The sequence below is a fragment of the Kribbella sp. NPDC048915 genome, assembly GCF_040649595.1.
Classification (GTDB): domain Bacteria; phylum Actinomycetota; class Actinomycetes; order Propionibacteriales; family Kribbellaceae; genus Kribbella.
The window spans coordinates 91,742-101,227 of the sequence record NZ_JBEZFT010000017.1 but is presented as its reverse complement, the minus strand read 5'-3'; the positions used below and the strand labels follow the sequence as shown (position 1 = coordinate 101,227).

The 9,486-nt window shown below is 69.9% G+C and carries 10 protein-coding genes; 3 read left to right on the top strand and 7 right to left on the bottom strand.

Features of this window, described 5'->3' with window-relative positions; translation table 11 throughout:
- Window positions 1-464: 464 nt before the first annotated feature.
- On the bottom strand, window positions 465-863 hold the full coding sequence (locus tag AB0B82_RS12340; RefSeq protein ID WP_360165760.1) for a hypothetical protein: 399 nt from the start codon (window positions 861-863) through the stop codon (window positions 465-467).
- Window positions 864-1,015: 152 nt separating this feature from the next.
- Here AB0B82_RS12340 and AB0B82_RS12335 point away from each other — a divergent pair, with 152 nt between their 5' ends.
- Together AB0B82_RS12335 and AB0B82_RS12330 are read left to right on the top strand one after the other, a co-directional pair.
- On the top strand, window positions 1,016-1,483 hold the full coding sequence (locus AB0B82_RS12335) for a hypothetical protein (RefSeq protein WP_360165757.1): 468 nt from the start codon (window positions 1,016-1,018) through the stop codon (window positions 1,481-1,483).
- Between the two features lie 41 nt (window positions 1,484-1,524).
- Window positions 1,525-2,001, top strand: coding sequence for a hypothetical protein (locus tag AB0B82_RS12330; protein ID WP_360165754.1), 477 nt, complete (start codon window positions 1,525-1,527; stop codon window positions 1,999-2,001).
- A gap of 46 nt (window positions 2,002-2,047) precedes the next feature.
- Here the strand turns inward: AB0B82_RS12330 and AB0B82_RS12325 are convergent, their stop codons facing one another.
- The 3 genes from AB0B82_RS12325 to AB0B82_RS12315 all read right to left on the bottom strand — a co-directional run bounded on the left by AB0B82_RS12325 (window position 2,048) and on the right by AB0B82_RS12315 (window position 4,501).
- Window positions 2,048-3,139, bottom strand: coding sequence for a branched-chain amino acid aminotransferase (locus tag AB0B82_RS12325; protein ID WP_360165751.1), 1,092 nt, complete (start codon window positions 3,137-3,139; stop codon window positions 2,048-2,050).
- A 160-nt stretch (window positions 3,140-3,299) separates the two neighbouring features.
- Window positions 3,300-4,349, bottom strand: coding sequence for a 3-isopropylmalate dehydrogenase (locus AB0B82_RS12320; protein ID WP_360165749.1), 1,050 nt, complete (start codon window positions 4,347-4,349; stop codon window positions 3,300-3,302).
- Window positions 4,346-4,501, bottom strand: coding sequence for a hypothetical protein (locus AB0B82_RS12315; protein ID WP_360165746.1), 156 nt, complete (start codon window positions 4,499-4,501; stop codon window positions 4,346-4,348). Before AB0B82_RS12315 ends, AB0B82_RS12320 begins: the two co-directional genes overlap by 4 nt.
- 146 nt (window positions 4,502-4,647) lie before the next feature.
- On the opposite strand from AB0B82_RS12315, the gene AB0B82_RS12310 reads away from it, so the two are divergent.
- The gene (locus tag AB0B82_RS12310; RefSeq protein ID WP_360165743.1) at window positions 4,648-5,214 is read left to right on the top strand and encodes a class I SAM-dependent methyltransferase; all 567 of its coding nucleotides are present in this window, start codon (window positions 4,648-4,650) and stop codon (window positions 5,212-5,214) included.
- A gap of 108 nt (window positions 5,215-5,322) precedes the next feature.
- On the opposite strand, the gene serA is transcribed toward AB0B82_RS12310, so the two are convergent.
- The 3 genes from serA to ilvC form a co-directional block, all read right to left on the bottom strand.
- Window positions 5,323-6,921 carry a phosphoglycerate dehydrogenase gene (serA, locus tag AB0B82_RS12305; RefSeq protein WP_360165740.1) on the bottom strand — a complete coding sequence of 533 codons (1,599 nt, stop codon included), beginning with the start codon at window positions 6,919-6,921 and terminating at the stop codon, window positions 5,323-5,325.
- 184 nt (window positions 6,922-7,105) lie between these two features.
- Window positions 7,106-8,311 (bottom strand): serine protease, encoded by a 1,206-nt coding sequence (locus AB0B82_RS12300; protein WP_360165737.1) that lies wholly within the window; start codon window positions 8,309-8,311, stop codon window positions 7,106-7,108.
- Between the two features lie 121 nt (window positions 8,312-8,432).
- On the bottom strand, window positions 8,433-9,452 hold the full coding sequence (gene ilvC, locus AB0B82_RS12295) for a ketol-acid reductoisomerase (protein WP_360165777.1): 1,020 nt from the start codon (window positions 9,450-9,452) through the stop codon (window positions 8,433-8,435).
- Window positions 9,453-9,486: the final 34 nt, after the last annotated feature.

The following is a 9,486-nucleotide window of genomic DNA, read 5'->3' as shown; positions in this document are numbered from 1 at the left end:
GTTGTGGGTTCCGTACCCTTCACACGGGTCAGGAACCCACAACACCGTGGGTGAACCCACCGTGCGGGAACGCGCGCGGCGTCCAGCGCGGCACAGCGCGGCACAGCGCGGCACAGCGCGGTACAGCGTGGGCGGCGACTCGGTCACCCGGGCCCCCACGGATCGGTCACAAGAGGCGGATAAGCCCGCGTGTTGGGGGTTCTCCGTCGGTACACGAGCAGAGAACCCCAACTGGCGCGGATATCCCTGCCGCCGGGGTTGTTCGTTGGTATAACGACGACTCCCCCCAACACGAGGGGTTATCCCCGGCTATTGGCCGTGCGCGCCACCAGGCCCGCGGGCGGCCGGCCCTCGACGTCGACCGTTGATGCCGGCCGTTCGACGCCGACCGTTCGACGTCGACCGTTTGACGTCGGCCGTTGACGTCGGCCGTTGACGTCGGCCGTTGACGTCGGTGGGGTGCTTCAGGCGGTGAGCGACCAGCCGGGGTCGTCCCACGCGGTGTAGAAGTCCTCGCGGGTCAGCGGGCGCAGCCCCCAGCTCTCGCGGTCGAGCGGCTGGTCGGTGAGCATGCCGTCGTCGTCCTCGATGCGCTGCCACCAGTACCGCTTGACGTCGCCGTCCTCGCCGACGCCGAGCTGGCGGACGACCACCCACTCGCGCTCATGCCAGACCGCCTCGTAGAGCCAGTCGGTGCCGTAGTCGTCGACCGCCGCGCCGTAGGTCCGCGACGCCGTCCCGCGGTCCAGGTCCCGGATCAGCTCGACGGTCGACCGGATCGCGGCGACGGTCTCCGCCGGCCACTCCCGTCGCTCCGCGAGCTCCGCGTAGTACTCCTCGACCTCACCCGGAAACGCACCCATGCCGCCAGACCCTATCGAACGCCTGCGACAAAGACCGACCGGATGTCCGACCCGCAGACCTGAAAAGATGCTGTGAATCCGCCCGGCAAGGCGCGTGGGAATTCGCCTGTGCATCCGCCCGTCAACCCGATGCCTCGAGAAGGGAACACCCCGTGAGCCACGCTCCGGCCGGCGAGCTCGGCCCGCAGCACTACCGGCTGATGAACTTTGCCGTCGGCATCGCCCTGCTGGCCACGCTGGCGCCGACCTGGCTCACCCGGGAGTTCCGCGACGATCTCAGCCTCTTCAGCGGAATCGGCCTGCTGGGGCTCAGCCCGGAGGGCAAGACGCCGCTGCGCGAACTGGGCACCTTTCTGTTCCTGATGTACATCGTGCTGGCGCTCGGATTTCTGCTGACCCGACCCGAGAAGGGCGCGCCGGTTCTGATGGGTGCGACCGGCTTCGTCGCGACCGTCATCGTCCTCGCGCATCGGCCGAGCGGCACCTTCCGGGTCCACACCGACTGGACCGGCGCCCCGATCGTTGCCCTCGGCCTCTGGTGCATCGGGACCGTCGTCTCGATCATCGCCCTGCGAGCCGCCCGGGCCGGGGCGGCCCGCAAGGCTGACACCGCATCCTGAAAAGATCGTTTGAAACAGCCCCGGAGAACCTAGGACCGATCGTGAGTGAGCCGGACGACGCAAACCTCGACGTACTCAAGGCACCGCTGCCACCGCGCTCCCACCGGGACCCGGTCAACCAGTTGCGGTTCCAGTTGCTCGGCTACACCACCGCGCTCGCATTGCTGATCACGCTGGTGCCGACCTGGCTGGTCCGGGAGTACGGGCGCAGCAACTTGCAGCTCTTCACGGGCTTCGGGATGGTCCGGCACGCGGACATCCTCGGCAGTGCGGCGAACCTGCTGTTCATTGCGTACCTCGTCCTCGCGCTGGTCGCCCTCGCGACACCGACGAAGCTCGCCGCCTTCGTATGTGCGTACGCCGGACTCGCGGTCTCGATCGTGATCGTGCTGCTGAAGCCGGAGTCGGAGAGCTACGACGAGGTCTGGTGGACCGGAGCGCCGGTGCTGGCGATCGGACTCTGGCTGGTCCTGGCCGTGGTCAACACCATCGGCTGGTTCATCACCCGCGGCAAATAACAGCGGCCCGGCGAATTATCCGCCGGGCCGCTGCGAAAAGGCTGCGTCAGACGATGCGAGTCATCCAGTTGTGGGTGTCAGGGGTGCGGCCGTACTGCACGTCGAGCAGCGCGGTGCGGACGGCCGCGGTGACCGGGCCGCCGTTGCCGTCGCCGATCTGGATCTCGCCGTCCTTCCACTTCAGCGAGGCGACCGGGGTGACCACCGCGGCCGTGCCGCAGGCGAACACCTCGCGGACCTTGCCGGACGCCGCGCCCTCGCGCCACTCGTCGATCGAGATCTTGCGCTCGGCGACGTGGTACCCGAGATCGGTGACCAGCTTCAGGATCGAGTCCCGGGTGACGCCTTCGAGGATCGTGCCGGACAGCTCCGGCGTGACGACCGAGTTGTCGTCGAGAACGAAGTACAGGTTCATCCCGCCGAGTTCCTCGACCCATTTCTTCTCGACCGCGTCCAGGAACGCGACCTGGTCGCAGCCGTTCTCGATCGCCTCGGCCTGGGCGAGCAGCGAGGAGGCGTAGTTGCCGCCGGTCTTCGCCGCGCCGGTACCGCCGGGGGCCGCGCGGGTGTACTCCTCGCTCAGCCAGATCCGCACCGGCTGCACGCCGTTCGCGAAGTACGACCCGGCCGGCGAGGCGATCACGCAGTACGTCACCTGGGCCGACGGGCGGACGCCGAGGAACGGGTCCGAGCCGAACATGAACGGCCGCAGGTACAGCGAGGTCTCGCCACCGCCCGGCACCCAGTCCTTGTCGAGCTCGACCAGCTTGTGCAGCGAGTCGAGGAAGGCCTCGGTCGGCAGCTCCGGCAGCGCGAGCCGCCGCGCGGAGCGCTGGAACCGGGCCGCGTTGGCCTCGGGGCGGAACAGGTGGATCGAGTCGTCGGGGTGCCGGTAGGCCTTCATCCCCTCGAAGATCGTCTGCGCGTAGTGGAACACGGCGGTCGCGGGCGACAGCTCCAGTGGTCCGAACGCGGTGATGCGGGCGTCGTGCCAGCCCTTCCCGGCCGTCCAGGTGGCGATGGCCATGTGGTCGGTGAAGTACTGCCCGAATCCTGGGTTCGCCAGGATCTGGGCGCGCTGGTCGTCGCTGGCCGCTTGGGTGGTTGGCTCAACGGTGAATTCCAGATCGGCGCTCATGCCGACACCTCGCTTCGCTCGGCCCCGGCCTGAGCGCCGTGGGCGGCAGTGTTCATTGTGCGTTCGCTACGCTCACGCATGACCGCACCGTACCTCTCGACACACTGGTCGGGCGAGCAAGGCCCCCGGACACAGCGGGAGCCTCACAGGTGGTCATCGGTCAGCCCGCCGCGCGCTTGGCGATCGCGTCGCCGATCTCGGCGGTGCTGCGGGCAGCGCCGGTGCGCTCCTCGATGTCGGCCTCGACGGCCGCCTCGATCGCGCGGGCCGCCTCGGTCAGGCCGAGGTGGTCGAGCAGCAGCGCCGCGGACAGAATCGCCGCCGTCGGGTCGGCCTTCTGCTGACCGGCGATGTCCGGCGCGGAGCCGTGCACCGGCTCGAACATGCTCGGCGCGGTCCGGTCCGGGTTGATGTTGCCGCTCGCGGCCAGCCCGATCCCGCCGCTGATCGCGGCCGCCAGGTCGGTGATGATGTCGCCGAACAGGTTGTCGGTGACGATCACGTCGAACCGGGCCGGGTCGGTGACCAGGAAGATCGTCGCGGCGTCGACGTGCAGGTAGTCCACCGAAATCTCCGGGAACTCCTCGGCGACGCGGTCGACGGTCCGCTTCCACAGGTGACCGGCGTGCACGAGCACGTTGTTCTTGTGCACGAGCGTGAGCTTCTTGCGCGGCCGGGCCTGCGCGCGGGCGAAGGCGTCACGGACGACCCGCTCGACGCCGTACGCGGTGTTCACCGACACCTCGGTGGCGATCTCGGCCGGCGTACCGACGCGCAGCGCGCCGCCGTTGCCGACGTACGGGCCCTCGGTGCCCTCCCGGACGACGACGAAGTCGACCGCGCCCGGGTTCGCCAGCGGGGAGCCGACCGAGGGGTAGATCTTCGACGGCCGCAGGTTCACGTAGTGGTCCAGGGTGAACCGGAGCTTGAGCAGCAGACCGCGCTCGAGGACGCCGGACGGCACACTCGGGTCGCCGACCGCGCCGAGCAGGATCGCGTCGTGCTTGCGAATCTCCTCGAGCTCGGCGTCCGGCAGGGTCTCCCCGGTGGCGTGCCAGCGCTTGGCGCCCAGGTCGTACTCGGTCCGCTCGAACGTCACGCCGTGCTGCGCCGCTACCGCGTCGAGGACCTTGAGCGCCTCGGCGGTGACCTCGGGTCCGATCCCGTCCCCCGGAACGACGGCCAGCGTGAAGTTCTTGTTCTCGCTCACTTCTTGGGTTCTCCCCCGTTGTCGCGGCGGTTCATGGCCTCTTGGACGGCCTTGACCTCGTCGCTCGCCGGGCGAGGCGCGCGGCGACGCCGGGTCGCCTTGCGCTCGCGCGCGTCGATCGCGGGCCAGTTGGCCGGATACATCTCGTACATGCTGCTCCTCCCAAGAATGTCGTGGGCGGCAGGACGACGACGAATTTACTCGCACATCCGACTATTCCTCCACTATGCGGGCAGGGTGTCCCACGATCTGAGATCCCGGTGGGGTGCCTGGACCGCACCTGTGCGACTCTCACCCGGTGAGTGCTCCTCCAGAACTGCCGCCGCTCGTCTCGGCGGCCCTCAGCCTGTCCGGCCGGCGCGGATTCGTCAGCTCCACGCGGAACGAGACCGGCCGGCTGCTCGCCACGCTCGCGGCCTCGAAGACCGGTCTGCTCGGTGAACTCGGGACCGGCTGCGGCGTCGGCTCGGCGTGGTTGCGCAGCGGCGCCCGGGAGGACACGTCGATCGTCACCGCGGAGAGCGACCCGCAACTGGCGCAGGCGGTGGCCGAACTGTTCGCCGCCGACGAGCGGATCGAGGTCGTCTCCGCCGACTGGACGGCGCTGATCGAGCGCGGCCCGTTCGCGCTGCTGTTCGTGGACGCCCGCGAGGCGAAGCTGTCCGCCCGCGACGTGATCGCGGACGTCGTCGAGCCCGGCGGTTACGTCGTCCTCGACGACTTCACCCCGTCCCCGGTCTGGCCGCCGATGTACGAGGGGCGCGTCGACACGCTGCGCCAGGAGTGGCTGATGGACCAGCGCTTCACCACGGTCGAGGTGATGGTCGCCCCGGACGCCGCCGTACTGCTGGCCACCCGCCGATAAGGCGTCCGGAAACGAAGGCGGGCCCGGGCTATGGAGCCCGGGCCCTTGTCAGCCGCCATGCGCCTGCGGGCGGCTGACCGCCTCCAGTAAATCAGTCGTTCGGCTGAGTCAGACCTCGAGGTCCACCGTGCGGGCCGTGTCGGCCTGCACCGCGGCGCTGATGTCGTCCAGCACCCCCGGCTCGATCTTCGAGTCGACCGACAGCGCGACCAGCGCCTTGCCGCCCTTGCGATCCCGGCTGACCTGCATGCCGGCGATGTTCACGTCGGCGTCACCGAGGATCCGGCCGACCTGGCCGACGATGCCCGGACGGTCCTCGTAGGTGAGGAACGCCAGGTGCGCGGCGAGCTCGATCTCGACGTCGAACCCGTCGATCTCGACCAGCCGCTCCGACTGCCGGACGCCGACCAGCGTGCCCGACACCGACACCTGGGTGCCGTCGGCGAGCGTGCCGCGGAGCGTGATCAGGTTGCGGTGCTCGGGGCTGTCGTGGTCGGTCACCAGCCGGACCTCGAGGCCCCGCTCGGCCGCCAGCAGCGGCGCGTTCACGTACGAGACGTTGTCCTCGACGACATCGGCGAACACGCCCTTGAGCGCGGCGAGCTCGAGCACCTTCACGTCGTACTGCGTGATCTCGCCGCGGACCTCGACGTCGAGCTGCTGCGCGACGCCGCCGGCCAGCGCGGTGAAGATCCGGCCCAGCTTCTCGGTCAGCCCGATGCCCGGGCGGACGTCCTCGGCGATCACGCCGCCCTGGACGTTGACCGCATCCGGGACCAGCTCACCCGACAGCGCCAGCCGGACCGACTTCGCGACCGCGATCCCGGCCTTCTCCTGCGCCTCGTCGGTGGACGCGCCGAGGTGCGGCGTGACGACCACGTTCTCGAACTCGAACAGCGGCGAGTCGGTGCACGGCTCGGTCGCGAACACGTCCAGGCCGGCGCCCGCCACGCGACCCTCCTTGAGCGCGCTGTACAGCGCCTGCTCGTCGACGATGCCGCCGCGGGCCGCGTTCACGATGATGACCTCGGGCTTGACCTTGTGCAGCTGCTCGTCGCCGATCAGGCCGATGGTCTCCGGGGTCTTCGGCAGGTGCACCGAGATGAAGTCGCTGGTCGCGAGCAGCTCGTCCAGGGTCGCGAGCCGGACGCCCATCTGCGCGGCCCGGCCGGCCTGCACGTACGGGTCGTAGGCGATCACGTTCATGCCGAAGGCGGCCAGCCGCTGGGCGACCAGGACGCCGATCTTGCCCAGGCCGACGATGCCGACGGTCTTCTCGAACAGCTCGACGCCGGAGAACTTGCTCCGCTTCCACTCGCCCTTCTTCAGCGACTCGTTCGCGGCCGGGACGCGGCGCGCGGTGGCGAGCAGCAGCGCGACCGCGAGCTCCGCGGCGCTGACGATGTTGGAGGTCGGCGCGTTCACGACCATCACCCCGGCCTGGGTGGCGGCCTTCACGTCCACGTTGTCCAGACCGACGCCGGCGCGGGCGACGACCTTGAGCTTCTTCGCGGCGGCCAGCGCCTCCGCGTCGACCTTGGTGGCGCTGCGGATCAGGATCGCGTCGACGTCGGCGATCGCCGGGAGCAGCTCGGCGCGGTCGGCGCCGTTGGCGTGCCGGATCTCGAAGTCGGGTCCGAGCGCCTCGACGGTGGCCGGGCTCAGCTCTTCGGCGATCAGGACGACCGGCCGGGTTACGTCAGTCATGGAGGAATCTCCTGCAGAAGCGGTTGGGGGCTCATCGACAACAGAGCACCGCGCTGTGCCCGCTGACTCGATGGTACCCCGTCCGTCGCACGCCGTGCTCCCGGGACCCAGATCCCGGTCACTCGGCGTGTCAGCCGGAGCTGCCAGACGGAGCTCACAGCCGGAGCGCTCGCGGCCGGGCTTGTCAGTCTGTGTCGCAGGCGACCGGCTGGCGGACGTAGGTGGCGCCGTCGATGACGAGCTTGCCGGCTTCGCGGATCAGGTCGTAGCGGGCGTCCAGGCGGTTGCAGCTGCCGCCGTTCGCGCCTTGGGCGGTAGGCGAGAACAGCACGTTCGACGACATCCGCGCGTACGATCCGTCGGGGGCGAGGTCGGTGAGTTTCGCGTTGAAGAAGTACGACGTCCGGTGGCCCTGGCGGTCCCGGGCCACGGTCATCGTCTTGGCAAGCTTCTTCGAGTACAGCTCCTGCAAGGCCCCGAAGTCGTGCTTGTTCTCCAGCGTCAGGTACTTCCCGAGCAGCGCCTGCGCCTCGAGCGCGAGCGGCGTACGGGCAACCTGCAACTGCGGCGCGACCGCGGGCTGCGGCCCCTTGGGCTCGGCGCATTCCGCTGCGGCGGCGACGGTGATGCCAGTCGGCGCCTGAGCCGAGTAGCCACGGAGATTGGCGAGCGGTACGACGGTCGCGGCCTGGACGGTGTCGCCCGTGACCAGGCCGACCAGCGCGCCGGTCTTGTCCAGGACCGGGCCGCCCAGCTTGGCCGCGTTCATGAACTGGCTCAGCGCTTCGGGGTCCTCCGCGGAGCCGATCGCATTGACGACCTGCTTCCCCGCGGCCGTGTAGCCGATCAGGGCGCGCTCGGCCTTCGGATCGGGATCCGTCGACGGCAGCTGGACGGGCGTCTCGTTGAACCCGATGGACTGCAGCACCGCGACCCCGTCCGCACTCGTCCCGAGCAGGTTCGCGCGGCGCATCCGGCCGTCCGGCGCCACGACCACGATCGACTGCGGCCGCTCGACCGCCGACGCCGCGGTCAGCACGCGCCCGTTCTCGATCAGCACACCGGACGCCTCGCCGGTCCCCGAACAGGTCGTCGCGAGCACCCGGACGACGGCCGGGCCGACCGTCTTCTGGACCTCGGCGGCGTCGATCCGCAGCGTCTGCTCCCGGAAGTACCACCCCGCTGCGGCACCGCCCGCGACGATCACCAGTAGGACCAGGAGCCCGGCCAGGATCCGGCCGAAGATCCACGGCCGCCGCGGCTGCGGCGCAGCCGGGTGCGGCGCAGCCGGATGCACGGGCCGGACCGGCGGCTCCATCTGGGTCAGCGAACCGGCGTTCGCCGGGATCCGCCGCGGCGGCCGGGGCAGCGGCTTCCTGCCGTCCTCCACCGCTCACCTCCCCCAGAGATCACCCTGCAAGACCAGATCCGTCACATATTGTGTCAAACGAAGGGCCCGGACCACCCACCTGGATGGTCCGGGCCCCAGCCGTACTCGGGGTTTCCGCGGATCAGCGGGCCGCGGTGCCCTCGACGTAGTCCTCGTCGTGCGACTTGACCCACGCCATCAGGCCGCGCAGCTCCTTGCCGACCGCCTCGATCGGGTGCTGCTCGCTCTGCTCGCGGAACGCCTTGAACTCCGGCGCGCCGGCGTCCTGGTCGGTGATGAACCGGTTCGCGAAGGTACCGTCCTGGATCTCGCCGAGGACCTCCTTCATCCGGGCCTTCACCGACGCGTCGATGATCCGCGGGCCGGACACGTAGTCGCCGTACTCGGCGGTGTCGGAGACCGACCAGCGCTGCTTGGCGATACCGCCTTCGTAGATCAGGTCGACGATCAGCTTCAGCTCGTGCAGGCACTCGAAGTACGCGACCTCGGGCTGGTAGCCGGCCTCGGTCAGCACCTCGAACCCGTTCTGGATCAGCGCCGACACACCACCGCAGAGGACGGCCTGCTCACCGAACAGGTCGGTCTCGGTCTCCTCGGTGAAGGTGGTCTTGATACCGCCGGCGCGCAGGCCGCCGATGCCCTTCGCGTAGGACAGCGCGAGGTCCCAGGCCTTGCCGGTGGCGTCCTGCTCGACCGCGACCAGGACCGGTACGCCGCGTCCCTCGGAGTACTCGCGACGGACCAGGTGCCCCGGGCCCTTCGGGGCGACCATGAACACGTCGACACCGGCCGGCGGCTTGATGTAGCCGAACCGGATGTTGAAGCCGTGCCCGAAGACCAGCGCGTCGCCGTCGACCAGGTTCGGCTCGATGGCCTCGGTGTAGAGCTTGCGCTGGGCCGGGTCCGGCGCGAGGACGACGATCACGTCGGCCTCCTCGCAGGCCTCGGCCGGCGTGACGACCCGCAGGCCCTGGGCCTCGGCCTTGGCGCGGCTCTTCGAACCCTCGGGCAGGCCGACGCGGACGTCGACGCCGGAGTCGCGCAGGGACAGCGCGTGGGCGTGGCCCTGGGAGCCGTAGCCGAGCACGGCCACGTGCCGGCCCTGGATCACCGACAGGTCGGCGTTGTCGTCGTAGAACATTTCAGCAGCCACTTCGGGCACTTCTCCTTAGTTG

Excerpts from the sequence above, each read along its gene's own strand:
- AB0B82_RS12340 (WP_360165760.1), bottom strand. The coding sequence starts at position 863 with ATGGGTGCGTTTCCGGGTGAGGTCGAGGAGTACTACGCGGAGCTCGCG.
- AB0B82_RS12325 (WP_360165751.1), bottom strand. The coding sequence starts at position 3,139 with ATGAGCGCCGATCTGGAATTCACCGTTGAGCCAACCACCCAAGCGGCC.
- AB0B82_RS12315 (WP_360165746.1), bottom strand. The coding sequence starts at position 4,501 with ATGTACGAGATGTATCCGGCCAACTGGCCCGCGATCGACGCGCGCGAG.
- serA (WP_360165740.1), bottom strand. The coding sequence starts at position 6,921 with ATGACTGACGTAACCCGGCCGGTCGTCCTGATCGCCGAAGAGCTGAGC.
- ilvC (WP_360165777.1), bottom strand. The coding sequence starts at position 9,452 with ATGTTCTACGACGACAACGCCGACCTGTCGGTGATCCAGGGCCGGCAC.